A 26,739-nucleotide genomic window follows, 5' to 3' on the forward strand; every position below is an offset into this window, starting at 1 on the left:
CATGAACACCCATCAGGCACAGGTTCTGGAGGCGCTCGAAGGGCGTCTCCGCTACCGTTTCAAAGATCGCGCCGGCCTCCTGCGCGCGCTTACCCACCGGAGCGCCGTGCCCGGCGACCAGGTGGCGCACGAGAGCTACCAGCGGCATGAATTCCTCGGCGACCGCGTGCTGGCGCTGGTGGTGGCCGAGATGCTGTTTGCCGCCTACCCGCGCGAGGAGGAGGGCGATCTCGCCCGCCGCCTCAACCAGCTCGTCCGCCGCGAGACCTGCGCCGAGGTGGCGGCCGAACTCGATCTCGGCTCGGTGGTGCGGCTCGGCGCCGGCGAGCGCCAGTCCGGCGGCCGCCGCAAGGAGGCGATTCTCGGCGACGTGGCCGAGGCGGTGATCGCCGCCATCTACCTCGACGGCGGCTTCGAGGCGGCCAGGGACTTCGTTCTCGGCAACTGGAAGCCGCGCATGGAGAAGCTGACCGGCTCCCTGCGCGACCCCAAGACGCTGCTCCAGGAATGGGCGCAGGGCCGCGGGCAGGGGCTTCCGGTCTATACGATCGTCGAGCGCTCCGGCCCCGACCACGCGCCGGTGTTCCGCGTCGTCGTCACCATCGACGGCGAGACGGTCGGCGAAGGGCAGGGCAAGTCGAAGCGCGACGCCGAGCAGGCTGCCGCCGCCGAGGCGCTGGAGAAAAAGGCGGGATAACGCCCAACCCGGCGGGCGGCCAGCGTGCCGCCGCGTCCGGCAGCGGGAAGGACGCAATTCCCGCCGCCCCGGTAAGCCGTTCGTAACCGGACATTTCCATAATGTTTCGATGGATAGGGCGGTCATCAGGTCGGAACGGCAAGGCGGCGAGGACGCCCTTCGCGTGCTGTGCTTCCTGGCGATCGTCGTGCTGCACGCCAACGCCGCCGGCAGCTTCGATCATGTCCCGCTGACCGGATTCGTCGCGGACGAACTCTCACGCTTTGCCGTGCCGTGCTTCTTCCTGCTGTCGAGCTACCACTGGAAAAGCCTTGATGCCGGGCCTCTGACGAAGAGGCTGATCGACCGGGTGGGGCCGGCCTTCCTGTTCTGGCTGATCGTCTACAACCTTGCCGCCTATTGCGGCTTCCTCGATCCCAAGCTGAAAGGCGATCTGCCCTCGCCGACATGGCTGCTCACCGGGGGAGCCGGCTATCATCTGTGGTTCCTACCGGCGCTGGTGATGGGCGCGGTGATCGTGGCGCTCTTTCATCGCCGGGGCAGGGCGTTCGCCCTGCGCGCCACGGCATCGCTGCTGGTCGTCGGCATTCTGGTCGGCGCCTACGGCTCCTGGCTTTTCGGAGGCAGCACCCCGCATATCCTGTTCAGGAACGGCCTGCTGTTTTCTCCGTTCTTCCTGATGATGGGCGTCGTTCTGAAGGACGGCTGGGCGAGCCGGACAAGCGTGTCCGTCCTCGCTCTCTCCGCCACGGCATTCGCCGGTTTGCAGGTGGCGGAAGGGCTGCTGACGGGGCGCTTCCCGCTGGGGCACGACTTCGGCTTCGCAACGGCCGGATTCGCGCTGTCCGTCACTCTTCTCGCCCTGCGGTGGAAGGGACACAGCGCCGTTCTGGCCGCCCTCGGCAAGGCCAGCTTCGGCGCCTATCTCGTCCACGCGCTGCTGATGGCCGGGGCGATGCGGACGCCGCTGGCACAAAGACCGCTGATGCTGATCCTCGGCGTCGCCGCCGGCAGCCTGATCGTGTCGCTGGCGTGCCAGCCGCTCCTTGCCCGCCTCGGCTGGCCAGGATCTCGGGAGCATCCGCTCCGCACGAGAGGCGCGGGAGAAACCGCGCCGATCGCCGGGCCGGAGGCGATGGCAGCCGACGGACTGGACACATCGGCCACAAAGCTCTAGTCCACGCAGGAATCCTCCTACGGAGAGAGAGACGCGATGACCGACGCCCCCGCTCCCGCCGCTGACGCGCCCACCCGCGCCGGCTTCGTCGCGCTGATCGGCGCCCCCAACGCCGGCAAGTCGACGCTGCTCAACCGTCTGGTCGGGGCCAAGGTGTCGATCGTCAGCCACAAGGTGCAGACGACGCGCGCCATCATGCGCGGCATCGCCATGCACGGTTCGTCGCAGGTGGTGTTTGTCGACACGCCCGGCATCTTTGCGCCGAAGCGGCGGCTTGATCGCGCCATGGTCGACACCGCCTGGTCGGGTGCCGCCGATGCCGACATCGTCGGCCTGCTGATCGACGCCAAGCGCGGTCTTGCCGAGGAGGTGACGCAGGTGGTCGACAAGCTCGGCGAGCTGCGGCACCCCAAGGTAATGATCCTCAACAAGATTGACACCGTGAAGCGTGACAGCCTGCTGGCGCTCGCCGCCGACCTCAACGCCCGCGTCGGCTTCGAGGCGACGTTCATGGTGTCGGCGCTGAACGGCTCCGGCACCGACGACCTGCTCGCCCATCTGGCGGCGCGCGTGCCCGAGGGGCCGTGGCTCTATCCGGAAGACCAGATCTCCGACCTGCCGATGCGCATGCTGGCCGCCGAGATCACCCGCGAGAAGGTGTTCCTGCGCCTGCACGACGAGTTGCCCTATTCCTCCACCGTCGAGACCGACCAGTGGAAGGATCAGAAGGATGGTTCGGCCCGCATCGAGCAGACCATCTTCGTCGAGCGCGAAAGCCAGAAGAAGATCGTGCTGGGCAAGGGCGGCGAGACCGTCAAGGCCATCTCCATGGCCGCTCGCAAGGAACTGATCGACATTCTGGAGCGGCCGGTGCACCTCTTCGTCTACGTCAAGGTGCGCGAGAACTGGGCCGACGATCCCGAACGCTACCGCGAAATGGGACTGAACTTCCCGAGACGGTGAGGGAAGGGGAGTGCCCGCGGGCGCCTCCATCCTCTGCGGCAAGATGGGCGCCATCTCCGGTCCGGGGTAGTGGGCCTCGGCGGCGCTTGGCGCGTATTCCATTTATAAAATAAATATATAGCCGTCGTATTCACGTGGGAAGGCTGGCCTCGGACGGGTCGCCGGGAAGCGGATATCGGCCCTCTGCCGGCCGGAAAGCCCGGCGCTGCCGCCTTCGCTCCCAGGTGCCGGCAGAACGCTTTGCCCTGGCGGTTTTCCCACCGCTGATGTCATCCGCTTCTCCTCCGGCTGCCGTCCGCCTCTGTCCCCTCTCTTGTCCTGAGTGGCCGGAAATCAGCCCGATATCCTGTCCATGTGGACAGAACGCCCCGAATCCGGCCCATCCGCATGGCCGGATATGGTTCTGCCGGCTGAAATTCATTCTTGACATCGCTGTCACAACCTGATTTTCTGCTGCACGTGACAGCGATGTCAGGCAATCGGCCGGGGAGGGGTGATTGGTCACGTTGAAGGATGTCGCCCGCGAGGCGGGGGTGTCGCCGAAGACCGTATCGCGCGTCGTCAACGACGATCCGGCCGTCAACACCGGGACGCGCGAGGCTGTGGCGGCGATCATCAAGCGCATGCACTACGTGCCCGACCACGCGGCCCGCATGATGCGCATGTCGCATTCCTCCGTCGTCGGCCTGATGACCGACGTGGTGGCGACCACGCCCTACTCGGTGGACATCGTGCGCGGCACGCAGGCGGCGCTCAGGGAGCAGGCGCGCACCATGCTGATCGCCAGCACCGACGGCGATCCCGAGCAGGAGCAGGAGTACTGGCAGGTGTTCCGCGCCCACAAGGTCGCCGGTGTCGTCTACGCCACCATGTTCCATCGCCCGGTGGACATCGGCACGCCGGATTTCGAGCGTGGCATCGTGCTCGCCAACTGCTATTCGGCGCGCCGCAGCCATCCCTCCGTGGTGCCCGACGACGAGGGCGGCGGCTATACGCAGGCCCGCCATCTGATCGAGCTGGGCCACCGGCGCATCGGCATCGTGTCGCTGAGCCCGGTGCTGCGCGCCACGGTGCTGCGCGGCGCCGGCTATCGCACGGCCTTTGCCGAGGGCGGCATTTCCTACGACACCTCGCTCGACGTGCCGGGCTTCATCGGCCGGCCGGACGGGGGCGAGGACCTCGTCGCCTATGATGCGACGCTCGGCCTGTTGCGCCGTCCCGACCGCCCCACCGCCATCATCTGCGGCAACGACCAGATCGCCGTGCAGGTCTACGCCGCCGCCGCGACGCTCGGCCTGTCGGTGCCGGACGACCTCTCGGTGATGGGCTTCGACGACATGACGGTGATCACCCGCACCCTGAGGCCGATGCTGACCTCGGTGGCGCTGCCCTATTTCGAGATCGGTCGCATCGCCGTCGAGCAGCTTGCCCGGCTCAACCGCGAAACCGGAGGCGTGGTGACGCCGCAGACGCTGGTGCCCTGTCCGCTGGTGGCCCGCCAGTCCTGCCGGCAGGTCGCCTAGATGCTGGACGCAATTCCGGGCGCAAAACCGGTGCCCACTTTTGCTGGAATTGCTTTCGCACCGATCGTTCACTTTTATCGAACGTAATGACGACCGGACGCCGACTTGTTCCACGCAGGCCGTACGCTTAAATCCTGATCGAAACTGGCCGCCCTGACGCGGCCGCGCCTGGACCCCTGCGAGGGCGGGGTTCCCGAAAGGATGGTTCGATCATGGCCGCGCTCGGTCACCCCTTTGCCGATCTTCCCGTCAGCCCGCGCATGCCGGCGCTGTTCGTCGGCCACGGCAGCCCGATGAATGCCATCGAGGACACGCCTTACAGCCGAACCTGGCGCGAGCTGGGTGCCCGCCTGCCGGTGCCGAAGGCGATCCTCGTCGTCTCCGCCCACTGGATGACGCGCGGCGTCACGCTGGTACACGTCAAGGAGCACCCGGTCACCATCCACGATTTCGGCGGCTTCCCCGACGAGTTGTTCGCCCAGCGCTATCCGGCGCCGGGCGCCCCCGGCTATGCCGAGGCAACCATCGATCTGGTCAAGAACCACCACATCGAGCCGGACGAGCGCTGGGGCCTCGATCATGGCGCCTGGTCTGTGCTGATCCAGATGTTCCCGAAGGCCGACATCCCCGTTTACCAGCTGTCGATCGACCTCAGCTGCTCGCCGGAGGAGCATTTCGCGCTGGCTCAGGAGCTGAAGGCGCTGCGCGAGCGCGGCGTGATGATCATCGGCTCGGGCAACCTCGTGCACAACCTCCGGACCATCGCCTGGGGCGGCGGCCCGGCCTACGACTGGGCCGAGGAGTTCGATGCCCGCATGGCCGAGGCGATCGGCAAGGGCGACTACCGGGCCGTCGTCGAGGCGCCGAAGCTTGGCCGCATCGCCCGGTTGTCGCACCCGTCGCTGGAGCATTTCTTCCCGGCGCTCTATCCGCTGGCCGTCGCCGACAAGGCCGACGAACTGAGCTTCTTCAACGAAGGCATCGACCTCGGTTCGATCTCCATGCGATCCTTCATGCTGGCTTGACGCCAACGCCGCTGGCGGCCGAAACTGGGTCGCTTGTCAGCGGAGAAGGCCATGACTGCCAATCGACTGCGCATCGCGCTGGCTCAGATCATGGCCGGTGCCGACATCGATGCCTTGGTCGGCCGGGCGGCCGGCGAGGGCGCCGACGTCATCGTTTTCCCCGAAATGTTCTCCAACGGCTACGCCGGCTTCGATCCGGCCGACCCGGCTGCCCGCGCCGCCTGGGTCGCGGCTGCCGAACCGCTTGACGACGCCTTCGTCGGGCGCTTTCGCGATGCCGCCCGCCGGCATGGCATAGCCGTGGTCGCGACGCTGCTCGAGCGCGCCGCACCGAAGCCGTTCAACGCGGCGCTGCTGATCGATGCTGCCGGCGACATCGTCCTGCACCAGCGCAAGCGCCATATCTGCTTCTTCGGCCCGCCGGAGGAAGCCTGCGCCGCCGGAGAGCGCTCGGCGGTGGCCCGTCTTCGGACCGCGGCGGGCGAGGTGGCCATCGGCCTGATGATCTGCATGGACCGCGAATACCCGGATGTGGCCGCCGATCTCGTCCAGCAGGGCGCCGAGGTGGTGCTCATTCCCAACAGTTGCCCGCTGCACGACGATCCCGATATCGGCGACGTGCGGCTCTGCGGCCTGCGCGCCATGGCCTTCGAGACTGTCATGGCGATGGCGGTCGCCAACTATCCGGCGCCGAAGGACGACGGCCATTCGGCGATCGTCGATCCCCTCGGCCGCATCGTGGCGATGGGCGATGCGGCGCCCGGCCTCGTCTTCGGCGACATCGATCTCGCGGCGCTGCGGCGCTTGCAGGAGAGCGAATGGTTCCGCCGGGCGCCGATGCCCGCCGACCGCTGATGGACGGCCGACAGGGGGCGTTGTAAAGACTCGGGCCGCTTCACGACAACCGCGGCGGCGGGGTTCGCATGGCGCAGATCATTTTCCTGCATGGAGCATCGAGCAGCGGAAAGTCCACGATCGCGCGGGCGCTCCAGGCGCGTATCGAGAAGCCGTTCTGGCATATTTCCATCGATCATCTCAGGGACTCCGGCGTCCTGCCGATGAGCCGCTTTCGCAAGGGCGAGTTCCGCTGGTCGGACGCTAGGGCGGCCTTCTTCGACGGCTTTCACCGATCGCTGAAGGCCTATGCCGATGCGGGGAACAATCTGATCCTGGAGCATATTCTCGACACGAGCGGCTGGCTGGACACGCTGCGCCGACTGTTGGCGGACCACGACGTGCTGTTTGTCGGCGTTCATTGCCCGCTTGAAGTTCTCCTCGCGCGGGAGGTGGCGAGGGGAGACAGGCCGCCCGGCAGCGCCAGGCAGGACTACGAGACGATCCATCTCGGAAAGACCTACGACCTTGATATCGACACCATCAATGGGGTCGACGCCAATGTCGACAGGGTGCTCGCAGCCTGGCGAAGCGGCTCTCGATCGTCGAGCTTCACCGCGTGAGACCCCGGCGAGCGACTTATCGTAACCGCAATTCGCGATGAACCACGACAGGTGGAAACTCGACAAAGTCCACGAGATCGAAGACGACGGAAAAATCGAGCGTCTTGCTTTCCGCCCACTTGATTGCGGCGGACTTCGCCGACTGCGGAACTCTCGTCGCAAGCGAGCAATGGGGAACCCATCGTCCGACGCGATAGTGCTCATCGCAGGCAAGCGGATCGATATGGCTATGCAACGTCGCGTGGAGGTTCAGCAAGGCCTCGTTGGAGCAGGGCTTTGCCCACAGCACCAGCAGATCGTTGTCGAAATATCTGACGCCCTCGAAAGTTACCCGCAATGAATCCTGCGACGAGAATACCTCGGCTATGATCGCTCCAAACTCTCCCGGATATTCCGGAAAGACCGCAAGCGTCAGATGCGGCGGGTAGTTCAATTCCCGCATCGAGCCGACAGGCTCGAAGACGCTCGCCTCATCCCACATCCTGACGATGTTGGCGGCCGTAACGCCGGCGCTTTTCACACTGATCGCATAAGGCATCTGTTGGACCGATCATCCATGGCCATCTAAACTTATCGCCATCTGGCGATCTGGGTAAACTGTCCTCTTCAGGCCGAAAGCGGCCGACGAGAATGACCAGCGCATCAAGAGGCGAGACCGCCGCATTCCAAACCGGCCCGCCTACGGCCAGCCACATCACCCATTCGCATAATAGATATTATGGAACCTAAAGGCATTGGGGGGAATGTCGGGAATTCGGCGTTCCCTCGGATAGTTCGGCATTGGCTCAGACAAGGAAGCCGGAGATGGTCTCCCGGCCACCGTAAAGCCGGTGCTCGCCGAAGCGGTCTTCCGATCACTGCGCCGCGACGATCCTCGGATCGAGGCGCGCCATCAGCACGACGTCGCGATAGTCGTCCGGGCCGAGATATCGGGCCGCGCGCATCACGCCCTCGCGGACGAAGCCGGTCTTCTCGTAAAGCGCCATGGCCCGGAGATTGTCGGCGAACACCGTGAGTTCGATGCGCCGGAAATGGCGTTGATCGGCGGCGGCGATGGCTGCATCGAGCAGCGCCTTGCCGAGACCCCGGCCGCGATAATCCGGCAGCAATCCGATGCCCAGCACGCCGGCGTGCGCCTCGGTCTCCAGGTCGTGCCGGCAGATGTCGCACCAGCCGACGACCTCGTCGCCGAGGACCGCCGCCAGATGCACATTGCCGGCCGCCAGACCGTTACGCAGGAACGCGAGGCTGGCGTTCATCGGAAACGCGTCGACGACCCGCAGATAGCGGCGCTCGCGCGCCACCACGCCAACCACCCGGTTGAAGCCTTCCGCGTCTTCGATCGACATCGGACGTATGACGACGCCATCCCCAGCCATTTTTGATCTCGAAAAAACAATTATTTCAATAGATTATACTGTTTTCTTGAGAGTAGCAACAGCAAGCTGGCCTGTCCTGGAAAGACGAAACGCGCCCCCGATCCACTCGGAAGCGCGTTCCAACCCAGTCTGCAAACGTGTCCGCCGGTCAGCCGGCCGTACCGTCCCTCAGCACGTCGAGGAACACGTCGATCTCCTCGCGCAGCCGCTTGGCCTCGTCGTGCAGGGCCGAGGATGCGGTCAGCACGTCGCCCGCCGACGAGCGCGTCATGTCGATGGCCTGCGTGGCGCTGGAAACGCTGCTGGCAAGCTGGCTGGTGCCGGACGCCACCGTCTGCGTGGTGCGGGAGATCTCCTGCGTTGCCGCTGACTGCTGCCGCACGGCCGAGGAAATCGAGTTGGTGGCGGCGAGAACCTGCTCCATGGCCGCCGCGACGCCGCGGATGGAATGGACCGCCTGCCTGGTGGACGACTGGATGGCCGAGATTTCGCTGGAAATCTCCTCGGTCGCCTTGGCGGTCTGGCTGGCCAGTTGCTTCACCTCGCTGGCCACCACGGCGAAGCCCTTGCCGGCGTCGCCGGCCCGCGCCGCCTCGATCGTCGCGTTGAGCGCCAGGAGGTTGGTCTGGTCGGCGATGCCCTTGATCAGGCCGATGACGTTGCCGATCTTCTGGCTGGCCGCGTCGAGGGCGTCGATTTCCCGCGCCGATTCCTCGGTCATCCGGCCGGTTTCCATGACGATGCCATTGGTCTCCTGCACCTGGCGCGAGATATCGCCGATCGACGCCGTCAACTCCTCGGAGGACGCCGCCACGGCCTCGATGTTGCCGAGCGTGCCGTGCGATGCCTCGGCGGCCGATTGGGCCTGCGACGAGGCGCTGCTCGCCGTGTCGGCCATGCCCTCGGCCGTCAGGCGCAGATGGGCCGACGTCTCGTCGACGATGCCGAGCACCCTGTTGGCGATGTCGCGGAAATTGGCGACCGCCGCGTCGACGCGTCGACCCAGTTCCCGGCGGGCCTCCACCTCCTCGACGTTGACGTCCTCAAGCCGCAAGCGCTCCTTGGTCGACTGCCGGAATGCGGCGACGGACTTCTCGATGGCGTCGATCTCGGAAATCACCGAGGCACGCTCGACGTCGACGCACTCCTCGCCGCGCACGAGGCTGCTGAGGCAGCCGGCGATCGACACCAGGGGCCTGGCGATCATCCGGTCGAGGAAGAAGGCGCAGGCCACCACGGACAGCAGGATGACCACTCCGCAAACCAGCGCGAAGCGCAGGATGATGGAGGACTGGAGATCGTCGATCCCGGCGCGGTCGATGCCGACCGCCACGACGCCGATCGCCTTGCCGCTGGCGTCCTTCAGCGCCGCGTAGGACACCTCCAGCGTCCCGTCGCCAACCTCCTGACGGTTAACGACGGCATTCGCTCCGAGAGCCGCCTTCAGGTCGTCGGCCGAAGCCGAGAAGCCGGCCGGAAAACTGGTTGCCGCCGGCTCGGGGCTCTCTGCCCCGAGATAGACGGCAACGAAGCTGCCGCCGGTGCCCGCCAGCCTGTCGATGAACTTCTGGTCGAAACCGAAGCCGAATTCGACCGTCCCCACCGGGCCGCCCTCGCCCCGCACCGGCACCACGCCGCGAATGCCGACGCCCGCCACGCCGGATTCGATGCCGGCCACCGTCTTGCCGGACCTGTTGGCCTCGACGACCAGCGGACGGATCTGCGTCAGGTCGTCGCCGAATTTCTCAGGCTTGTGCAACCGCAGAAAGGATGTCGCCGATGGTTCGTGGAAATGGAACTGGTCGACGCCCTCCGGCTGGATGGCCTTGTAAGCATCCTGCAACTCGGCCAGCAGCCCTGCCCTGTCCCGCGCGGCGAACAGATGCCGGACGGAGCCGAGGCCGGCCGTGAACTCCGCCAGCGTCCGACTGGCGGCAATTTCCATCGAAATGGCACCCCTGATGCGATCCTGCTCGGCGGCCAGCCGGTCGGTCAGATTGCGGCTGGTGATCGAACCGGCAATCCACCAGCTCGCATAGATGCAAAGGGCCGCGCACAGAATGGCGGCGCTCGAAAGACCGAGCGCCAGAATCGACCGCAGACGCAAGATGGACCCCCATTAGCAGAATCTAATATGATCATATTGACGAGGGTCACTGTTAAATTTCTCTATATAAAATGCTACCCACGCGACAAATTCTCATTGCTATTTATCAATCAATTCAGATTGTTTATCAGGTATTTATATGTGCATCACTCAACATTTCGCTTTCGCTCAACGAATGCTTGCAACCATACCGTAAAGCCCTTAGGTAGATAACCGGGTTACGGTACGACGACCTGAGCTTTTCCCAAAGCCGTTCGTGCGCCCGTCGGCCAGTCTGGAACCTGGAGATCAGCATGGCGGTGAACTGGAAGCCGATCGGCCTGTTGCTCGTCGGCGCACTGGTCCTACAGGCAGTGGTGCTGCATTTGATGGGGCAGCCGGCCATCTGCGCCTGCGGCAGCGTGCGGCTGTGGGCCGGTACCGTACTCGGCCCGGAGAATTCGCAGCAGATCACCGACTGGTACACGCCGTCGCACGTCATCCACGGCCTGCTGTTCTACGCGCTCGGCTGGCTGCTGCTGCGAGGCCGGCCGCTTCTCGCCCTCGCCCTGGCGCTCGGCATCGAGATTGGCTGGGAGCTTGTCGAGAACTCGCCGCTGGTGATCGAACGCTATCGGGAGCAGGCGCTCGCCGAAGGCTATTCCGGCGATAGCATCCTCAACTCGCTCTGCGACACCACGGCCATGCTGATCGGCTACTGGCTGGCCTCCCGGCTGCCGGTGCGGGCCAGCGTGGCGCTGGCGCTCGCCGCCGAGCTGTTCACCGCCGTGATGATCCGCGACAACCTGACGCTCAACGTCGTCCAGCTCCTCGCCCCCAGCAGGGCCATTTCCGCCTGGCAGGCCGAAGGCGGCCTCTACGGCGCGCCGACCGTCGAGTGACGGCCCCTTGCCCTGCCCGCCGTCTTGAATCGAATCAGAAAGCCGCCGGCCGCAAGTTCGGCTTACACTTCCTGCCGCGATGTTTTATGGAGCCAGCAGCCGCCGCGCCGCGGCCCCGCCCGTCAAGGAGGCACCGATGGCCCTCGACCGCGTTCTCTCCGAAGCCTTCATTCCCGAGCTGCCCAATTACTACAAGGGCAAGGTCCGCGAGAACTACGACCTGCCGGACGGCACCCGCGTCATCATCGCCACCGACCGTCTCAGCGCCTTCGACCGGGTGCTGGCGGCCATCCCCTTCAAGGGACAGGTGCTGACCCAAACGGCTCGTTTCTGGTTCGACGCCACCGCCGACATCTGCCCCAACCACGTCCTTGCCTATCCGGACCCCAATGTGGTGATCGGTCGCCGGCTCGACATCCTGCCGGTCGAGGTGATCGTGCGCGGCTATCTCGCCGGCACCACTAGCACGTCGGTGCTGACCAAATACCGGGCCGGCGAGCGCACCATGTATGGCCTGACGCTGCCCGAGGGCCTGTTCGACAACGAGAAACTGCCCAGGCCCATCCTGACGCCGACCAGCAAGGCTTTCGACGGCGGTCACGACGAGCCGCTGAGCGGCGACGATATCCTCGCCAAGAAGCTGCTGACCGAAGAAGAATGGGCCACCGTCTCCGACTATGCGTTGCGGCTTTATGCGCGCGGCACCCATCTTGCCGCCGAGCACGGCCTGATCCTCGCCGACACCAAATACGAGTTCGGCCGCGACAGGGAGGGCAACATCGTACTGGCCGACGAGATCCACACTCCCGATTCGAGCCGCTACTGGATCGCCGCCGCCTATGACGAGGATTTCGCCGCCGGCCGCCGGCCGCGGAGCTTCGACAAGGATTTCATCCGCGCCTGGGTGGGCGAGCGCTGCGATCCCTACAAGGATCCCATCCCGGTCATCCCCGAAAGCCTGATCGCCGAGACCTCCAGGGTCTACATCTCGGCCTACGAGGCGATCACCGGCCAGGCTTTCGTGCCCGACCTGACGGGGGCGACGCCGCTCGACCGGGTACGGGCCAACCTCGAGTCCTATTTCAAGCGCTAGCCAAGCGTGTGGTTTGCCGGCTCGGAAACATCCTGTGAACCACTTGCGGGTTATGCTGCGAAAAGTCAGGCAGGTCCGGCTCTTCGCCGGCCGAGCGTTGGGGCTGGGGCAGCATCATGGGGCAGATCGCCGGCGAGGCAGCGCCGTTCGATGACAATCCGGGATTGAGGAAGGCGCTCGACCAGCTGGAGCGGCTGACGTCGGTGCTGCGCAAGCCCGATGCCCCGCCTCGGACGCAGGACCCCGCCAATCCCGTCCACGCCCTTCAGGCCACCACCGAGGCCGCCTTCGCCGCACCACCGGCGTCGCCGGAGGCGGAGCCGGCAGCCGCCGCTCCATCCCGCCGGGCCAAGCCGGCGACCACGCCGGCGCCGACGCTGCTGTCCATGAAGCAGGCCTCGGCCATGACCACGCTCTCGGTGTCGTCGATCAAGCGAATGATGGCGGCCGGCACCTTCCCCAAGCCCGTGCGGCTCGGCGAAAGCCGCATCGCTTTCGTCGACACGGAAATCCACGCCTGGGTGCGCGCCCGCATCGCCGAGCGCGGCTGACACGCTTCCAAGACCCGCCGTCAGGCGTTGCGGATCGCCTGCGTCACCGCTTCGGCGGCGCCGCGCACCAGCGCCGACAGGCCGTCGTGGCGATCCGGGGTGATCTGTTCGGCCTTGCCGATGGAGGCGACCGCGGCGACCACCCGGTTGCGACCATCGAATATCGGCGCCGCGATGCAGGCGGTATCCTCGAGGATTTCCCGGTCGTCGAACGCCCAGCCGCGCTGGCGCACCAGCTCCAGCTCCCGGTTGAGAGCATCCATCGAGGCGATGGATTGAGGCGTCGCCCGCGTCGCCCAATCGAGATCGGCGATCAGCCGCTGCCGCTCCGCCTCGTCCAGGAAGGCCATCAGCGCCTTGCCGGCGGCCGTCCGGTGCAACGGCCATCGCCGGCCGTCGCCGCCGGTGCTGCGGGCGCCGCCCTGGGGGCTGGCACTGGCCAGCACCACGGCATGCCGCCCTTCGAAGGTGGTGATTTCACAGGGCAGGCACGATTGACCGGCCAGAAGGTCGAGCGGCCCGAGGGAAACGCGGTCGATGACGCGCTGCTGCGAGCCGAGGGCGCCAAGCTCGCAGACTTTGGAACCGAGGATGAAGCCGCCGTCGCTTTGCACCTGCAAGGCGCCGACGTCCGTCAGCGCCTTCAAGAGCTGGTGGGTTGTACTCTTCGGCAGGTCGAGGGTTCTTTGGATGGCCGAAAAAGGGAGCTTGCCGCGCCTTCCTACCAGATCGAGAATCAGCGTCGCCTTGCGCAGCGAGGGAACGGCGACCGCCCGACGCGAGGCGGAAACCCCTTTTTCATGCTCGCGGACCATGCCCGTCCTCTTGAGTTGTCGTCCGTTGCAAGCTTTACGACGTGCGGCGAATCCGGCCATCCGTGGCGACACGTGGATATGTATAAAAATCCGCATTTGTCCCGAGACAATGCCCAATAAAGTGAAGGAATTCGCTTGCGCCCTTGAACGACTCCCCGCAAAACCCCCAGACTCGGCGGGCCGTGGAGGCCGCGCCGTCGCGCCCTTTGCCGCTTTGCGAGGGCCGACCGGCCGATGGATTCGGCGGCCGGAGCCTGGAGCCGCCCATGTCGACCTTGCCCGAAGCGTCCGGAGAGGCGCCCTCCCCACCCTCCAGCTCTCCGGAGCGGGTGCTGCTCGCCATCCTGCTGGTCGTCGGCTCGACGATCTTCTTCGCCGGCGGCGACATCGGCGCCAAGCTGATGAAAGAGACGGCGCCGGCGCCGCTGGCCACCTGGTTCCGCTATTTCGTGTTCTTCCTGGTGGCGATGCCATGGGCGCTGTCGTCGCGCGGGCTTTCGGCCTTCCGGCCGGCCAGCTACCGGCTGCAGATCGCCCGCGGCCTTTCCGCCGTCGCTTCGACGAGCTTCTTCATCCTCGGCCTCGCCTATCTCGACGTGCCCTCGGCCACCACCATCCACTTCATCTCGCCGATCATCGTCATGGTGCTGTCGATCTTCGTGCTCGGCGAGACGGTCGGTATCCGCCGCTGGCTGTCGGCGGCGGTCGGTTTCACCGGCGTGCTGCTGATCGTCCGGCCGGGCACCGCCAGCTTCCAGCTGGCCGCCCTGCTGCCGCTCGGCTCGGCGACGGCCTGGGCATTCGGCGCCCTGTTCACGCGCCTGATGAAGAACGAGCCGACCGAGGTCACCTTCATGTGGACCGGCATCATCGGCCTCGGCGTATCGACGCTTCTGGTGCTGCCGGTGTTCCATGTGCCGACCGGCCGCGAACTGGCCTATGGCATCGGCGGCTCGCTCAGCTTCACCATCGCCCACCTGCTGTTCATTTCAGGCCTCAAGCTGGCGCCGCTGTCCGTCCTGGCGCCGATCACCTACGTGCAGTTGGTGTCGGCTGGTGTTCTCTCCTATCTGTTCTTCGGCGATTTCCCGAGCTATTATACGCTGATGGGCATGGGCTTGATCGCGGCGTCCGGCCTCTACTCGGCGCACCGCGAGCGAGTCCGGCACAAGACGCCGGCGATGCCGGCGCCCCCCGCCCAATAGGCGCCGGGCGCCTCCCCGTCGCACGGAACCAACCGCCGCAAACATCGTTTCCTGTTTGCGGCGCTGGTGGACCGCGGTTCTTCGGTGCTTTCAATGAGTTCATCGAGCGATAGGAGAACGCCCATGAGGAAATCATCCATCATCTGGATCATCATTGCCGTCATCGTGGTGATCGGCGCCATTATCTATTTCTCCGGCAGCAAGACGACCCCGCCGCCGCCGCCGCCCGCCACCTCGACCGCGCCCGCGGCTCCTGCCGCGCCGGCCCCGGCCGAACCGGCTGCGCCCGCGACGCCCGCTCCGGCCGCGCCTGCTCCGGCGACCCCGGCTCCTGCCGAGCCCGCGACGCCGTCGACGCCGGCTGCTCCGACCACGCCGTAACGCGGCGACAACCCGTCAGAAACGCGATCGGCGCCCGAAGGGGCGCCGATCCTGCATTTACCGGATCGCTTGGCTCAGACCTTCTGGTCGAACACCGCGCTGCGCGGCGTGCCGCCGGTGCCTCCCCATGCCTCGATCATTGCCTGAAGGCGGAGAGCGAATTCCTGATTGTCCTGGACAACGGAGGCATTGGCCGGCGAGTCGGCCGTCTCGGCCTTCGCCGAAGCCTTGCCGTCCTCGGCCGAGAACAGATCGAAGCCGGATACCTCGTCGCGCGGGCTGGCCTTGATCGTGTTGGCCGCCGTCAGCGCATTGGAGGACGCCGCCTCGCCCTTCGGCTTGTCGGCCGAAGCGTCGACGGAGCGACCGTCCGTCTTCTCGGCCATCTTCACCGCCTTGGCGGCGGCAAGATCGGTGGCCGTCGACTGGCTTTGCTCGCTCGGCGCTTTCGGCACCGGCGAGGTCACGCCGGCCAGTACCGGCTTCGCGCTCCCGATATCCATGCCCTGTCCTTTCGAGACGGAGTCCGAGGGATCCGGATCTTCAAAAGAAGGGTACGCGCGAGATTTGAAGGTCCCGTTTCAACAATCGTTAAAGTTCTAGCAACCTCTCATAACCGGGAGGTGTTGAGAGTGACTCCCCGGTATTCCGCTTGCCGATTTCTCGTGCCGCGGATGCAGATGAGAAATCGGCAATGGCCTCAATGAGCGGATGCGTCGGCATCTCCGCGAATTGGCATCAGGGCGCCGGATGGATGAACGGCCAGGGCGACGCCTCCGAATCGCTCGGCACGGCGACGCGGATCAGCACCGGCCCTGCCGCGTCGAGCGCCGCCGGCAGCACGGCGGCCAGCTCGGCCGGCGAGGCCACGCCGTGCGCTTCGACGCCGAACGCCTCGGCCAGCTTCAGGAAGTCCGGATTCTGCAAGTCCGAGGCGATGAAGCGGCCCTCGTAACGGGTGCGCTGGTCGCGTCGGACATTGCCGTAGGCGCCGTTGTCGAACACCACGGCCACCACGGCGATGCCCTCCTGCGCCGCCGTCGCCAGCTCCTGCACGCCGAACATGAAGCCGCCGTCGCCGCAGACGACGACCACCTTGCGATCGGGATTGGCCACCTTGACGCCGAGCGCCGTCGGGAAGCCGTAGCCGAGCGTGCCCTGATAGCCCTCGCTGACGTAGGTGCGCGGCTGCCGCGCTTCCCAGGCAAAGTAGGAGGCGAAACCGGCCTGGCACAACTCGGTCAGGAAGAAGCCGTCATCGGGCAACGCCGCCCGGATCGCATCGAGATAGTCGACCTCCGGCTGCACCCCGGCGACCTCCGCCGCCACGGCCGCCTTGGCGGCGGCGATGTCGGCGCGGATGGTGGCGCCGTCGCGTCTCGGCGCACCGGCTTGCAGCCGCTGGACTGCCTCGATCAGCGCCTGGGCGCCAGCCTTGGCGTCGGCGACCACCGGCGCGTCGGCCTTGAGGCGGATCATTTCCTCGGGATCGACGTCGATGCGGACGAGCTTGCGGCCGCCCGGCAGGCGGTCGTGCCAGGTCATCATGCCGGTCCAGCGCATGGTCGGCAGTTCCAGCCGCGTGCCGATGCCGAGCACCACGTCCGTTTCCGGATAGAGCCGGTGGGCAACCGCCGACGACAGGCCGAGCGGCTCGCCCCCGCCGACGATGCCGCGGCCGCCGCGCAACGCCGTCACCGGTGCGTCGAGGAGGGCGGCGAGCGCCCTCACCTCGCCGGCGGCGTGCTGGGCGCCGCTGCCGGTCATGATCATCGGCCGTCGGGCGGTGACGAGCAGCCGCGCCGCCGCCTCGATCGCCGCCGGATCGGCGGCGGTCGGCGCGGGGATGTCGGCCGGGCCGAGCGGATCGACCACCGCCGTCTCGCCCATGGTGTCCCAGGCCATTTCAAGGGCGACCGGACCGGGCCGGCCGCTCAGCATCTGCCGGAAGGCTTCGTTGACCAGGACCGGCGCGTCCTCCACCCGCTCGATGCGGGCCGACCACTTGGTCATCCGCTTGAGGAGGCCGAGCTGGTCGGGAATTTCGTGCAGGTGGCCGCGTCCCCGACCCTTGAAGGCGGACGGCACGTCGCCGGTCAGGAGCAGCACCGGCGCGCAGCAGCCGAGCGCGGTGATCAGCGCCGCGCCGGCGTTGAGCACGCCCGGCCCAGGCACCACCGAGAACACGCCCGGCCGGCCGGTGGAACGGGCATAGCCGAAGGCCATGTAGCCCGACGCCTGCTCGTGGCGGGCGCCGTAGGTGCGGATGCGGTCGTCCGAAAGCGCCAGCGCATCGAAGATCGGATAGGTCTGCGCGCCCGGCAGGCCGAACACGGTATCGACGCCGTTGGCGATCAGGGCGTCGACGATCGCGCGACCGCCGGAGACGGCGTCACGGACTTGCAGCATGGTATCCTCCGTCAATCCCGCCTTTCGACCTCAGTCGACCGGATAGCCCACCGCCTTCAGCGCCGTCACGAAGGCCGGAATGTCGCGCACGTGCAGGCCGGCGACGTTGATGCGGCCCGAGCCGGCCATGTAGACGGCGTGGTCCTTGCGCAGCGCCAGCACCTGCTCCGGGCTGAGCGCCAGCGTCGAGAACATGCCGGTCTGGTTCTCGTGCGCCTTGAGGCCGGGGCCGGCGGCGGCCAGCGCCGCCCGCACGCCGCGCACACGGGCACCCATGCGGTCGATCTCCTCGCGCCAGATGCGCGTCAGCTCGCCGTCCTCCAGGATCGTCCGGACGATGGCGGCGCCATGGTCCGGCGGCATCGACCAGGAGACGCGGCTGAAAGCGGCGAGGTTGGACATCACCGCCGCGGCCGCCTTGTCGTCGTGCGCCTTGACGTAGAGGGCGCCGACGCGCTCGCGGTAGAGGCCGAAGTTCTTGTCGCAGGAATAGGCGACCATCACCTCGTCGAGGTTGTCGGTCAGCAGGCGAACGCCGTAGGCATCACCCTCGAGGCCCTTGCCGAGGCCGTGATAGGCAAAGTCGATCAGCGGCACGACGCCGGTCTCCTGCAACGCCTTCAGCACCGTCTGCCAGTCGGCCGGCTCCAGCTCGCCGCCGGTCGGGTTGTGGCAGCAGCCGTGCAGCAGCACGACGTCGCCGGCCGAGGCTCCCTCGATCGCCGACACCAGCGCCGCCACGTTCACCGTCTGCGTCTTGACGTCGAAATAGGGATGCGGCACCGCCTTGAGCCGGGTGGCGTTGAGGATCTGCAGGTGGTTCGGCCAGGTCGGCGCGCCGTAGAGAATCTTCGCTTCGGGACGGGCCAGCGCCACGAGATCGGCGGCAAGCCGCACGGCGCCGGTGCCGCCCGGCGTCTGGATGCCGGCGACGCGGCTGCCGGGGTCCTTGCCGAAGACGATCGGCTTCAGGAGATCGGTGTAGACGGGGTCGCCCTCCGGCCCGAGATAGGCCTTGGTGGCCCGCGTCTCCAGGAGCACCTTCTCGGCCGCCTTCACAGCCGCCATGATCGGCGTCACGCCGTCATCGTCGCGATAGACGCCGACGCCGAGGTCGAGCTTTCCGGGGCGCGGATCGGCGCGGTAGAGACCGATGAGGGCGAGCAGGGCGTCGGCAGGCTGTTGCGGCAGGGTGTCAAACATGGGAAGCGATTCCGGCTGGCGGTGGAAAGCCGCACCTTAGCCGGTCGCGACGGAAATATCTCTGCGATTTCCGTAAAGCCGATTGCTCCCGGCGAATATTTTCAGCATTATGCGGCCCGTTCGCGCATGTTTCTTGCGAAAGGTTTGCCGGAGTTCCGCGCTTTGGAAGAGCTGGATGTCTTCGACCTGCGTCTCCTTGCCGCCATCCAGGCCAAGGGCGACATGACCCAGGCCGAATTGTCAGAAAAGGTGCATCTGTCCCCCACCCAGTGCGCCCGCCGCCTGCAACGCCTCAGGGCCGACGGCTATGTTCGCGACATCGTCGCCATCCTCGACCCCGAGCGTCTGGGCATCAACATCATCGCCCACACGCTGGTCGGCCTCAGGAACCACGACGACGAGACCGGCCGGGCCTTCCGCGCTTTCATCGATGACGCCGACGAGGTGGTGGAATGCTGGTCGCAGACCGGTGACGCCGACTATCTCCTGAAGATCATGGTCAAGGATCTCGGCGAACTGGCCAGTCTGATCGAGCGGCTGATCACCGCCGTCGGCGGCTTCGCCTCGCTCCGGTCCTTCGTGGCGCTGAAGGCGATCAAGCGGACGACCACGGTGCCGATCCGGGCATGAGTAAATCGGCCATGTCGTGAGAGGCGTCCCAAACGGGCGCCGGGTTCCATCTGGCCCGAGATCCTCCCCCTCACGCGGAGGATGACAACATCTGTATCTCTATATGGAATACGCCGAGATGGTCCGTGGAGGCGGACCATCTCGGGGAGAATGCATCGTCACCGAATTCGCGGCTTCACGCCTTCCGCCACTCTCTCCTCGGCTCTCTTGAGAAAATCCTGCCGGACTTTCGTTTCAGCTTCATCTGCTTTCGTTTATTTGCTAGCGTCGCGCCGACTGAAGGCCGGAACCGGAGGGCGGCATGGCGGAAGTGGATATTCTGGTGATCGGCGGCGGCATCAATGGCTGTGGCATTGCCCGCGATGCAGCTGGGCGCGGCTATCAGGTGCTGCTGGCCGAGCAAAGCGACCTCGCCTCCGGCACCTCGTCGGCGTCAACCAAGCTGATCCACGGCGGCCTCCGCTATCTCGAGCACTACGAATTCCGTCTGGTCCGCGAGGCGCTGACCGAGCGCGAGGTGCTGTGGGCCATGGCGCCGCATATCGTCTGGCCGCTGCGCTTCGTGCTGCCGCACCATGCCGGCCTCAGGCCCGCCTGGCTGTTGCGGCTCGGCCTGTTCCTCTACGACCACCTCGGCGGCCGCAAGCGCCTGCCCGCCACCCGCGCGCTCGATCTCTGCGCCGACGCCGCCGGCCGGCCGCTCAAGGTTGGATACCGCAAGGGCTTCGAGTATTCCGACTGCTGGGTGCAGGACGCCCGTCTGGTGGCGCTCAACGCCGCCGACGCCGCCGCCCGCGGCGCCACCATCCTGACGCGCACCGGCGTGACGGCGGTCGTCCGCGACGGTGATCACTGGATCGCTACGCTCACCGACATGGACACCGGCGCGAGCCGCACCGTCACCGCCCGCCTGGTCGTCAACGCCGCCGGCCCGTGGATCGACGAGGTGCTGCGCCTCGTTCCCGGCACGCCGGACGTACGCAACGTTCGTCTGGTACAGGGCTCGCACATCGTCGTGCCCAGGCTCTACGATCACGACCGCGCCTACATCTTCCAGAATGCCGATGGCCGCATCGTCTTCGCCATTCCCTACGAAACCGACTTCACGCTGATCGGCACCACCGACCGCGACTATTTCGGCGACCCGGCCGCCGTCCGCATCACCGAGGCGGAGACCGCCTATCTCACGGCCGCCGCGTCCGAGTATTTCGACAAACCGGTCACGCCGGCCGACGTCGTCTGGAGCTACTCCGGCGTCCGGCCGCTTTATGACGACGGCGCCTCGAAGGCGCAGGAGGCGACGCGCGACTATGTGCTGAAGCTCGACGGCGACGACGGCGCGCCGAAGCTGCTCAACGTGTTCGGCGGCAAGATCACCACCTATCGCCGTCTCGCCGAAAGCGCGCTCGAACGGATCGGCGAGGCGCTCGGCAAGCGCGGCACGCCCTGGACGAAGGGTGCGACGCTGCCGGGCGGTGACATCCCGCTTGGCGGCCTCGACGACTATGCCTCGCGCCTTGCCGCCGGCCGCCCCGGCATCGATCCGGCGCTGATCCATCGCCTCGTCCGCACCTATGGCAGCAGGACCGAAACGATCCTGACCGGCGCCGCCGTCACCGCCGATCTCGGTCGCGATTTCGGCGCCGGATTGACGGAAGCCGAGGTGCGTTATCTCGTCCGCCGCGAATGGGCGAAAAGCGCCGAGGACATCCTGTGGCGGCGTACCAAGCTCGGGCTCCGCGTGCCGCGGGAGGCGGCCGCCGGGATCGATGCCTTCATCGCCACGCTGCATCAGACCTGATAGACACCAAAGGACGGGAGGAGACCGACCATGGCCGCATACATCCTGGCGATCGACCAGGGCACCACCTCGACGCGGGCTATCGTCTTCGACGAGGAATACCGCGTCAAGGGCGTCGGCAAGCAGGAATTTCCGCAGCATTTTCCGGATTCGGGCTGGGTGGAGCATGAGCCGGAGGACATCTGGCACACCACGCTCGAAACCATGCAATACGCCCTGGCCCGCGCTGCCCTGTCACCGCAGGACATCGCCGCCATCGGCATCACCAACCAGCGCGAGACGACACTGATCTGGGATCGCGACACCGGCAAGCCGATCCACCGCGCCATCGTCTGGCAGGATCGCCGCACCGCCGACCGTTGCGCCGCGCTCCGGGCCGACGGCGCCGAGGAGATGGTGCGGGAGAAGACCGGCCTGCTGCTCGACCCCTATTTCTCCGGCACCAAGATCGCCTGGCTGCTCGACAACGTGACCGGCGCCCGCGCTGCCGCCGAGGCTGGACGGCTGGCCTTCGGCACCGTCGATACCTTCCTGCTCTGGCGCCTCACCGGCGGCAAGGTGCACGCCACCGACGCCACCAACGCCTCCCGCACCCTCCTCTACGACATCGCCGCCGGCGACTGGGACGACGACCTCCTGCGCCTGTTCGGCGTGCCGCGCGCCCTGCTGCCCGACGTGCGCGACAGCGCCGCCGACTTCGGCACCACCGACCCGAACCTGTTCGGCGTCGCCATTCCGATCCGCGGCATCGCCGGCGACCAGCATGCGGCGACCGTCGGCCAGTCCTGTTTCTCGCCGGGCATGCTGAAGTCGACCTACGGCACCGGCTGCTTCGCGCTGCTCAACACCGGCAGCGAGATCGTCCGTTCCTCGAACCGGCTGCTGTCGACCATCGCCTACCGTCTCGACGGCAAGGTCACCTATGCCCTCGAAGGCTCGATCTTCATGGCCGGCGCCACCGTGCAATGGCTGCGCGACGGATTGCGCTTCTTCGAGCGCTCCGATCAGGCCGGCGCGCTGGCCGACCACGCCGATCCCAACCAGAACGTCTATCTGGTGCCCGCCTTCACCGGCCTCGGCGCCCCGTGGTGGGATGCCGAGGCGCGCGGCGCCCTCTATGGCATGACGCGCAACACCGGCCCGGCCGAGATCGCCCGCGCCGCGCTGGAGGCGGTCTGCTACCAGACGCACGACCTCCTGGAAGCCATGCGCCGCGACTGGACCGGCTCGTCGGAGACCGTACTGCGCGTCGACGGCGGCATGGTGGCCAGCGACTGGACCATGCAGCGCCTCGCCGATCTCCTGAACGCGCCGGTCGACCGGCCGCTGGTGCTGGAGACCACCGCGCTCGGCGCCGCCTGGCTGGCCGGCCACAAGGCCGGCGTCTGGCCGGACATGGCGGGCTTCTCGGCAAGCTGGAAGCGCAACCGCCGCTTCGTGCCGCAGATGGACGACGATATCAGGCGGACGAAACTCGCTGGCTGGGCCGACGCCGTGCGGCGGACGCTGACCACCTGACGCCGAAAGACATTGAAAAAGCCTCTATGTGTTTCGCTTGCCGATTTCTCGTGCCGTTGAGGCGAACGAGAAATCGGCGATGGTCTCAACGAGCGGATGCTTGGGCGTCTTCGTGAGTTGATTTGAGGACCGCATCCGGCGGGCCCACCGGCAAGTCCGCGTCGGCCCGCCGGCAGCGTCGTTGCGTCCGAATGCCTACAGAATAGTCATTTGCCTAATTCGTATTCAGCACCGGCGTAGTATTTTCGCGGATATCCAGATGGGATTGAGTGTCAACACCATCGACACGACCATATTCACCTGCCGATCGGCGTGAATTCATGACATTTCGACTTGCGGCCGGAGCAATTTGCCGATCACATCCATGTAATCTTGATCCATGTCATCGCCAGACCTAGCCTTAAGGCCAATCATGGCGGCATCGCGTATCGTGAACGTGGAGGTGTGAATGATCGACAAATCGTCCTCCAAGCCGGATGGCTGCGGCTGCGAGCGGGAACCGGAGCTGATGCGCCGCATGGCGACGACGCTGGATTCCGATCCGTTCCTGAAGGGGATCGAGCGCAAGCTGGCCGCCGACCGCTGCCACGAATGCACCGAGCTGGATGCCTGCAAGGTGTGGCTCGACATCACCGCCATTCGCGGCGCCGTACACCCGCCGAAGTTCTGCCGCAACGCCGACCTGTTCGAGGAAATCAGCAACGACGCCGCCGGTTCGACTTTCTGAGCTTCCGGCCGCTGCCGCTGGGATCAGGCCGCGTCGGCCTCGTCCGGTCCGTCGGTCGGGTCGACCGATACGGTCAGCGAGGCGAAGCTGTCGGACACTTCCACCGGCTTGTCGGTGCGTGCGCCGAGACCCGATCTGCTGCGCTCCAGCGACTTCAGGGTGAACTCCCGGAACGCCTTGACCGGGATGGGCGGCGAATAGATGTAGCCCTGCGCCTGCACGACACCGATCGACTTCAGGTGCTCGACCTGATCGGGCCGCTCGACGCCCTCGGCGACGATGCCGAGGCCGAGCTGGTGCCCCAGTTCGACCAGCGTATCGACGATCGTCTGCGACGAGTGGTCGGTACCGATATGATCGATGAACATCTTGTCGATCTTGATGATGTCGACGCCGAGCTTCTGCAGGTAGGCGAGGCCGCCGTGGCCGGTGCCGACGTCGTCGAGCGCCACCGAGGCGCCGAGCGCCTGGATGCGGCCGATGATGGCGCGCGACAGCGCGAGGTCCTTCAGCGGATGCTGCTCGGTGACCTCGAAGCACAGCTGCTCGTAGCGGATCTTCGAGTTGCCGTAGATCCGCTTGATGTCGTCCATGATCTCCAGGTCGTTGAAGTGCATGGCGGTGAGGTTGATGGCGAGCTTCAGGCCGGGATTCTTGTCGTAGATGTCGGAAACGTCGACCACCGTCTGCGCCATCAGCTGGCGCGTGATGTCGCGGATGGCGCCGGTCGCCTCGGCATAAGGCAGAAACTGGCCCGGCGACACCATGGTGCCGTCCGGCCGCTGCCAGCGCACCAGCACCTCGCAACCGCGAATCTCGCCGGTCATCAGGTCGAACACCGGCTGGTAGAAGGGAATGAACTCGTGATTGTCGACGGCGCGCGAGAAGCTGTCGCCGTCCGACTGCCGCCACATCGACCAGGTGACGATGATGAACACGCCGAGGCCGGCCAGCGTCGACAGGATGATGGTGATGGTCCTGAGACCGGCGATCGACTTCTGCGCCGCCTCCTCGTCGACGGCCACCCGCACCTTGATCGGATAGCGCTCCGAGGACATCGTCGACACCAGCGCCGAAGACCGGTCGCTTTCGGTCCACTTGCCGACGAACTTGCTCCATTCGGAGCCGTCGTCGAGATAGACCGAGACGATGCTGGAATCCTCGAAGTAGCTGGCACCGGCATTGATGTCGAGCGCCCGCGCCGCGAGGCGGGCGACGAGGCGCATCCGTTCGTCGATGCGCAGCGTCACCACGGCCTGCCGCTTGTCCTTGCCGTCGCTCAGCACCGACAGCATCACCGACGGATCGCCCTTCTCGGCCACTGGCAGCCGGGCCGGCGCGGCGAGCGCCCCCATCGGCTCGCCGCAGATCAGCGTGCCCGCCTCGTCGGTGAGGCCGACCTGGACAACGAATTCCGAGTTGAAGGCGGCCATGCCGAAGGCGGTGCGGTCGGCGAGGCTGCATGTCAACCGGCCGGCCGACCTGAGGTCGGCGAGCACGCGAAGCCCCTCGGCCACCGTCGTCTCGGCGCGGGCGATATAGCGCGCCGCCATGGAATCGGCCTCGGCCTGGCCGGTGGCGATGGCGTGCTGGGTCAGGACGTAATCGGCGGCGGCGATCGGCGCGGCGGTGACCACGGCCGACAGGCCAAGAAGCCGGAGCCATTTCAACCAGCGCAGCTTCACGTCGCGTCCATTCCCCGGCCGTCATCCCGAGAGCGAGACGGCCTCCGCCTGCCCGCGGCGCGGGACCGGATACCGTCGTTTTGAGGGTTTATCTTTGTAGACCGGCAATGAAGAAATGGTTTCCCGCGGCGGCCGCCGCCGTTTTTCTTTGGCGCGCAGGAAGCCGCTTCTCCACGATGAAAAATGGCCTAGGGCATGGCTTGTGCGCCGACCGTCATTTGGCCACAATGTCGGGCTCGTAAAGCGTGGGTTGGGCCTATTTGCCGACAAAGACTTTAATCGGGAGTATGAAATGACGATTTCCAGTCGCTGGTCCCTCACTGTAGCCGCCGTGGCGCTGACGGTGGGGCTGGCGGGGCCAGCCATGGCGGCGGCAACGCCTGAACAGGTGACCGCAGCGCTGACCAAGCTGCTGGCGGCCGACAAGGCGGTGACCGTCACGCTGGGTACTCCGGCCCAAACCGACGACGGCGTCGTCTATCATGACGTCACGATCAAGGAGGCCGACGGCGGCGAGACGAAGATCGCCGTGCTGACGATCGGCAAGCCGGAGGTCGAGGGCGACACGCTGAGCGCCGACTCCATCGTCGCCGAGAACGTCACCGGCACCAGCAAGGGCGACAACCTCACCGTCGCCTCGCTGGAGATCACCGCGCCGGTGTTCACCGGCAAGGAAACGGGCAACCGCATCGACGCCATCTCGGCCGAGGGCATTTCCCTGACCCAGCCGGGCAAGTCGCCCCTCGCCATCGACAGCGCCGGCGTCGATCTCTCCGATTATGCCGATGATGTGCCGCACGCCATCGACATTTCCGTCGAGGGCATCGCCGTCGATCCGGCCTCCGTCGACGATAGCGGCCAGTTCGCCGGCCAGCTGAAGGCCATGGGCTACGACAAGCTGACGCTCGGCTTCTACGGCTCCGGCTCGCTCGACGAGACGAGCGGCGACCTGGTGGTCAATGAGATCACCATCGACGGCACCGACCTGGGCACGGTGACGCTGACCGGCACCTTCGGCGGCCTCGACGCCGACACCATCAAGCAGCTGAAGCAGAAGAATCCGCCGGAGGAAGCCCTGTCCAAGGTGACGCTGAAGCAGGCGTCGCTCTATTACGGCGACGCCTCGCTGGCTGGCCGCATCATCGCCCTGCAGGCCAAGCAGATGGGCCAGGAGCCGGCCGCCTTCGTCGGCCAGATCACCGGCGCCCTGCCGCTGTTCCTGTCGGTGATCGGCAACCAGCCCTTCCAGGACAAGCTGGCTGGCGGCCTGACCACCTTCCTGAAGGACCCGAAGAACCTGACCATCACCGCCAAGCCGGCCGCCCCGATCGCGCTGCTGGACCTCGTCGTCACCTCGCAGACCGCGCCGCAGACCCTGCCGGACGTGCTGAAGGCCGACGTGATCGCCAACCAGCCCGAGACGGAAGACGACGACGCGGGCGAAGGCACCGACCCCAACTGACCGTCAGGCCCGTTGCGCCTGGTCCGCTTGCACCCACGCGCCGGCGCATC

General features: G+C 66.6%; 25 protein-coding genes. 17 read left to right on the plus strand and 8 right to left on the minus strand.

Going from position 1 to position 26,739, the window contains the following annotated elements:
- Nucleotide 1: 1 nt before the first annotated feature.
- The 7 genes from rnc (at nucleotide 2) to H512_RS0110435 (ending at nucleotide 6,842) form a co-directional block, all read left to right on the plus strand.
- The gene (rnc, locus tag H512_RS0110405) at nucleotides 2-697 is read left to right on the plus strand and encodes a ribonuclease III (protein ID WP_026783399.1); all 696 of its coding nucleotides are present in this window, start codon (nucleotides 2-4) and stop codon (nucleotides 695-697) included.
- Between the two features lie 109 nt (nucleotides 698-806).
- Nucleotides 807-1,874 (plus strand): acyltransferase, encoded by a 1,068-nt coding sequence (locus tag H512_RS0110410; RefSeq protein WP_026783400.1) that lies wholly within the window; start codon nucleotides 807-809, stop codon nucleotides 1,872-1,874.
- A gap of 36 nt (nucleotides 1,875-1,910) precedes the next feature.
- Complete coding sequence (gene era / locus H512_RS0110415; protein ID WP_026783401.1) at nucleotides 1,911-2,837, plus strand: GTPase Era; 927 nt, start codon at nucleotides 1,911-1,913, stop codon at nucleotides 2,835-2,837.
- Between the two features lie 497 nt (nucleotides 2,838-3,334).
- On the plus strand, nucleotides 3,335-4,360 hold the full coding sequence (locus tag H512_RS0110420) for a LacI family DNA-binding transcriptional regulator (RefSeq protein WP_026783402.1): 1,026 nt from the start codon (nucleotides 3,335-3,337) through the stop codon (nucleotides 4,358-4,360).
- Nucleotides 4,361-4,572: 212 nt separating this feature from the next.
- Complete coding sequence (ygiD, locus tag H512_RS0110425; RefSeq protein ID WP_036791134.1) at nucleotides 4,573-5,385, plus strand: 4,5-DOPA-extradiol-dioxygenase; 813 nt, start codon at nucleotides 4,573-4,575, stop codon at nucleotides 5,383-5,385.
- A 51-nt stretch (nucleotides 5,386-5,436) separates the two neighbouring features.
- On the plus strand, nucleotides 5,437-6,240 hold the full coding sequence (locus H512_RS0110430; protein ID WP_026783404.1) for a carbon-nitrogen hydrolase family protein: 804 nt from the start codon (nucleotides 5,437-5,439) through the stop codon (nucleotides 6,238-6,240).
- A 68-nt stretch (nucleotides 6,241-6,308) separates the two neighbouring features.
- Nucleotides 6,309-6,842 (plus strand): chloramphenicol phosphotransferase CPT family protein, encoded by a 534-nt coding sequence (locus H512_RS0110435; protein WP_026783405.1) that lies wholly within the window; start codon nucleotides 6,309-6,311, stop codon nucleotides 6,840-6,842.
- Between the two features lie 16 nt (nucleotides 6,843-6,858).
- On the opposite strand, the gene H512_RS0110440 is transcribed toward H512_RS0110435, so the two are convergent.
- The 3 genes from H512_RS0110440 to H512_RS0110450 form a co-directional block, all read right to left on the minus strand.
- The gene (locus H512_RS0110440) at nucleotides 6,859-7,380 is read right to left on the minus strand and encodes a 2'-5' RNA ligase family protein (protein ID WP_026783406.1); all 522 of its coding nucleotides are present in this window, start codon (nucleotides 7,378-7,380) and stop codon (nucleotides 6,859-6,861) included.
- Between the two features lie 316 nt (nucleotides 7,381-7,696).
- The gene (locus H512_RS0110445) at nucleotides 7,697-8,221 is read right to left on the minus strand and encodes a GNAT family N-acetyltransferase (RefSeq protein ID WP_026783407.1); all 525 of its coding nucleotides are present in this window, start codon (nucleotides 8,219-8,221) and stop codon (nucleotides 7,697-7,699) included.
- Between the two features lie 148 nt (nucleotides 8,222-8,369).
- Nucleotides 8,370-10,328 (minus strand): methyl-accepting chemotaxis protein, encoded by a 1,959-nt coding sequence (locus H512_RS0110450; protein ID WP_026783408.1) that lies wholly within the window; start codon nucleotides 10,326-10,328, stop codon nucleotides 8,370-8,372.
- Nucleotides 10,329-10,621: 293 nt separating this feature from the next.
- On the opposite strand from H512_RS0110450, the gene H512_RS0110455 reads away from it, so the two are divergent.
- The 3 genes from H512_RS0110455 (at nucleotide 10,622) to H512_RS27615 (ending at nucleotide 12,853) form a co-directional block, all read left to right on the plus strand.
- Nucleotides 10,622-11,209 carry a DUF2585 family protein gene (locus H512_RS0110455; RefSeq protein ID WP_036791137.1) on the plus strand — a complete coding sequence of 196 codons (588 nt, stop codon included), beginning with the start codon at nucleotides 10,622-10,624 and terminating at the stop codon, nucleotides 11,207-11,209.
- A 136-nt stretch (nucleotides 11,210-11,345) separates the two neighbouring features.
- Entirely contained in the window at nucleotides 11,346-12,302 is a 957-nt protein-coding gene (locus H512_RS0110460; protein WP_026783410.1) for a phosphoribosylaminoimidazolesuccinocarboxamide synthase, read from the plus strand.
- 116 nt (nucleotides 12,303-12,418) lie between these two features.
- On the plus strand, nucleotides 12,419-12,853 hold the full coding sequence (locus H512_RS27615) for a helix-turn-helix transcriptional regulator (RefSeq protein ID WP_036791140.1): 435 nt from the start codon (nucleotides 12,419-12,421) through the stop codon (nucleotides 12,851-12,853).
- A gap of 20 nt (nucleotides 12,854-12,873) precedes the next feature.
- Here the strand turns inward: H512_RS27615 and H512_RS0110470 are convergent, their stop codons facing one another.
- Nucleotides 12,874-13,668: an IclR family transcriptional regulator gene (locus tag H512_RS0110470; protein WP_026783411.1), complete on the minus strand. Its 795-nt coding sequence runs from the start codon at nucleotides 13,666-13,668 to the stop codon at nucleotides 12,874-12,876.
- A 266-nt stretch (nucleotides 13,669-13,934) separates the two neighbouring features.
- On the opposite strand from H512_RS0110470, the gene H512_RS23495 reads away from it, so the two are divergent.
- Both H512_RS23495 and H512_RS26955 read left to right on the plus strand, forming a co-directional pair.
- Nucleotides 13,935-14,873 (plus strand): DMT family transporter, encoded by a 939-nt coding sequence (locus H512_RS23495; RefSeq protein WP_084798411.1) that lies wholly within the window; start codon nucleotides 13,935-13,937, stop codon nucleotides 14,871-14,873.
- Nucleotides 14,874-14,996: 123 nt separating this feature from the next.
- Complete coding sequence (locus H512_RS26955) at nucleotides 14,997-15,254, plus strand: hypothetical protein (protein ID WP_026783412.1); 258 nt, start codon at nucleotides 14,997-14,999, stop codon at nucleotides 15,252-15,254.
- Nucleotides 15,255-15,328: 74 nt separating this feature from the next.
- Here H512_RS26955 and H512_RS0110485 read toward each other — a convergent pair whose 3' ends face one another.
- From H512_RS0110485 to H512_RS0110495, 3 genes are all read right to left on the minus strand, one after another.
- Nucleotides 15,329-15,757, minus strand: coding sequence for a hypothetical protein (locus tag H512_RS0110485; protein ID WP_026783413.1), 429 nt, complete (start codon nucleotides 15,755-15,757; stop codon nucleotides 15,329-15,331).
- A 235-nt stretch (nucleotides 15,758-15,992) separates the two neighbouring features.
- Nucleotides 15,993-17,663, minus strand: coding sequence for a thiamine pyrophosphate-dependent enzyme (locus tag H512_RS0110490; RefSeq protein WP_026783414.1), 1,671 nt, complete (start codon nucleotides 17,661-17,663; stop codon nucleotides 15,993-15,995).
- A gap of 30 nt (nucleotides 17,664-17,693) precedes the next feature.
- Nucleotides 17,694-18,866: an amino acid aminotransferase gene (locus H512_RS0110495; protein WP_026783415.1), complete on the minus strand. Its 1,173-nt coding sequence runs from the start codon at nucleotides 18,864-18,866 to the stop codon at nucleotides 17,694-17,696.
- A gap of 162 nt (nucleotides 18,867-19,028) precedes the next feature.
- Here H512_RS0110495 and H512_RS0110500 point away from each other — a divergent pair, with 162 nt between their 5' ends.
- The 4 genes from H512_RS0110500 (at nucleotide 19,029) to H512_RS23500 (ending at nucleotide 23,542) form a co-directional block, all read left to right on the plus strand.
- Nucleotides 19,029-19,496 carry an Lrp/AsnC family transcriptional regulator gene (locus H512_RS0110500; protein ID WP_210162678.1) on the plus strand — a complete coding sequence of 156 codons (468 nt, stop codon included), beginning with the start codon at nucleotides 19,029-19,031 and terminating at the stop codon, nucleotides 19,494-19,496.
- Nucleotides 19,497-19,797: 301 nt separating this feature from the next.
- Nucleotides 19,798-21,297 carry a glycerol-3-phosphate dehydrogenase gene (glpD, locus tag H512_RS0110505; protein ID WP_026783417.1) on the plus strand — a complete coding sequence of 500 codons (1,500 nt, stop codon included), beginning with the start codon at nucleotides 19,798-19,800 and terminating at the stop codon, nucleotides 21,295-21,297.
- Between the two features lie 30 nt (nucleotides 21,298-21,327).
- Nucleotides 21,328-22,815 (plus strand): glycerol kinase GlpK, encoded by a 1,488-nt coding sequence (glpK, locus tag H512_RS0110510; RefSeq protein WP_026783418.1) that lies wholly within the window; start codon nucleotides 21,328-21,330, stop codon nucleotides 22,813-22,815.
- Nucleotides 22,816-23,263: 448 nt separating this feature from the next.
- On the plus strand, nucleotides 23,264-23,542 hold the full coding sequence (locus tag H512_RS23500) for a DUF6455 family protein (protein WP_036791145.1): 279 nt from the start codon (nucleotides 23,264-23,266) through the stop codon (nucleotides 23,540-23,542).
- 23 nt (nucleotides 23,543-23,565) lie between these two features.
- On the opposite strand, the gene H512_RS23505 is transcribed toward H512_RS23500, so the two are convergent.
- Complete coding sequence (locus tag H512_RS23505; RefSeq protein WP_053239753.1) at nucleotides 23,566-25,227, minus strand: EAL domain-containing protein; 1,662 nt, start codon at nucleotides 25,225-25,227, stop codon at nucleotides 23,566-23,568.
- Nucleotides 25,228-25,519: 292 nt separating this feature from the next.
- Between H512_RS23505 and H512_RS0110530 the strand changes: the two genes are divergently transcribed.
- Complete coding sequence (locus tag H512_RS0110530; protein ID WP_156899451.1) at nucleotides 25,520-26,689, plus strand: YdgA family protein; 1,170 nt, start codon at nucleotides 25,520-25,522, stop codon at nucleotides 26,687-26,689.
- The last annotated feature ends 50 nt before the right edge of the window (nucleotides 26,690-26,739 follow it).

This window comes from Pleomorphomonas koreensis DSM 23070, assembly GCF_000425185.1.
In the GTDB taxonomy this organism is placed as follows: Bacteria; Pseudomonadota; Alphaproteobacteria; order Rhizobiales; family Pleomorphomonadaceae; genus Pleomorphomonas; species Pleomorphomonas koreensis.

What these genes read in the sequence shown, in the direction of transcription:
- glpD (WP_026783417.1), top strand. Translation starts at nt 19,798, where the DNA reads ATGGCGGAAGTGGATATTCTGGTGATCGGCGGCGGCATCAATGGCTGT.
- era (WP_026783401.1), top strand. Translation starts at nt 1,911, where the DNA reads ATGACCGACGCCCCCGCTCCCGCCGCTGACGCGCCCACCCGCGCCGGC.
- ygiD (WP_036791134.1), top strand. Translation starts at nt 4,573, where the DNA reads ATGGCCGCGCTCGGTCACCCCTTTGCCGATCTTCCCGTCAGCCCGCGC.
- rnc (WP_026783399.1), top strand. Translation starts at nt 2, where the DNA reads ATGAACACCCATCAGGCACAGGTTCTGGAGGCGCTCGAAGGGCGTCTC.
- H512_RS0110460 (WP_026783410.1), top strand. Translation starts at nt 11,346, where the DNA reads ATGGCCCTCGACCGCGTTCTCTCCGAAGCCTTCATTCCCGAGCTGCCC.
- H512_RS0110435 (WP_026783405.1), top strand. Translation starts at nt 6,309, where the DNA reads ATGGCGCAGATCATTTTCCTGCATGGAGCATCGAGCAGCGGAAAGTCC.
- H512_RS0110455 (WP_036791137.1), top strand. Translation starts at nt 10,622, where the DNA reads ATGGCGGTGAACTGGAAGCCGATCGGCCTGTTGCTCGTCGGCGCACTG.
- H512_RS0110495 (WP_026783415.1), bottom strand. Translation starts at nt 18,866, where the DNA reads ATGTTTGACACCCTGCCGCAACAGCCTGCCGACGCCCTGCTCGCCCTC.
- H512_RS0110470 (WP_026783411.1), bottom strand. Translation starts at nt 13,668, where the DNA reads ATGGTCCGCGAGCATGAAAAAGGGGTTTCCGCCTCGCGTCGGGCGGTC.
- glpK (WP_026783418.1), top strand. Translation starts at nt 21,328, where the DNA reads ATGGCCGCATACATCCTGGCGATCGACCAGGGCACCACCTCGACGCGG.
- H512_RS23495 (WP_084798411.1), top strand. Translation starts at nt 13,935, where the DNA reads ATGTCGACCTTGCCCGAAGCGTCCGGAGAGGCGCCCTCCCCACCCTCC.
- H512_RS0110440 (WP_026783406.1), bottom strand. Translation starts at nt 7,380, where the DNA reads ATGCCTTATGCGATCAGTGTGAAAAGCGCCGGCGTTACGGCCGCCAAC.
- H512_RS0110485 (WP_026783413.1), bottom strand. Translation starts at nt 15,757, where the DNA reads ATGGATATCGGGAGCGCGAAGCCGGTACTGGCCGGCGTGACCTCGCCG.
- H512_RS23500 (WP_036791145.1), top strand. Translation starts at nt 23,264, where the DNA reads ATGATCGACAAATCGTCCTCCAAGCCGGATGGCTGCGGCTGCGAGCGG.
- H512_RS0110445 (WP_026783407.1), bottom strand. Translation starts at nt 8,221, where the DNA reads ATGGCTGGGGATGGCGTCGTCATACGTCCGATGTCGATCGAAGACGCG.
- H512_RS0110410 (WP_026783400.1), top strand. Translation starts at nt 807, where the DNA reads ATGGATAGGGCGGTCATCAGGTCGGAACGGCAAGGCGGCGAGGACGCC.
- H512_RS0110530 (WP_156899451.1), top strand. Translation starts at nt 25,520, where the DNA reads ATGACGATTTCCAGTCGCTGGTCCCTCACTGTAGCCGCCGTGGCGCTG.
- H512_RS0110490 (WP_026783414.1), bottom strand. Translation starts at nt 17,663, where the DNA reads ATGCTGCAAGTCCGTGACGCCGTCTCCGGCGGTCGCGCGATCGTCGAC.
- H512_RS26955 (WP_026783412.1), top strand. Translation starts at nt 14,997, where the DNA reads ATGAGGAAATCATCCATCATCTGGATCATCATTGCCGTCATCGTGGTG.
- H512_RS0110430 (WP_026783404.1), top strand. Translation starts at nt 5,437, where the DNA reads ATGACTGCCAATCGACTGCGCATCGCGCTGGCTCAGATCATGGCCGGT.
- H512_RS27615 (WP_036791140.1), top strand. Translation starts at nt 12,419, where the DNA reads ATGGGGCAGATCGCCGGCGAGGCAGCGCCGTTCGATGACAATCCGGGA.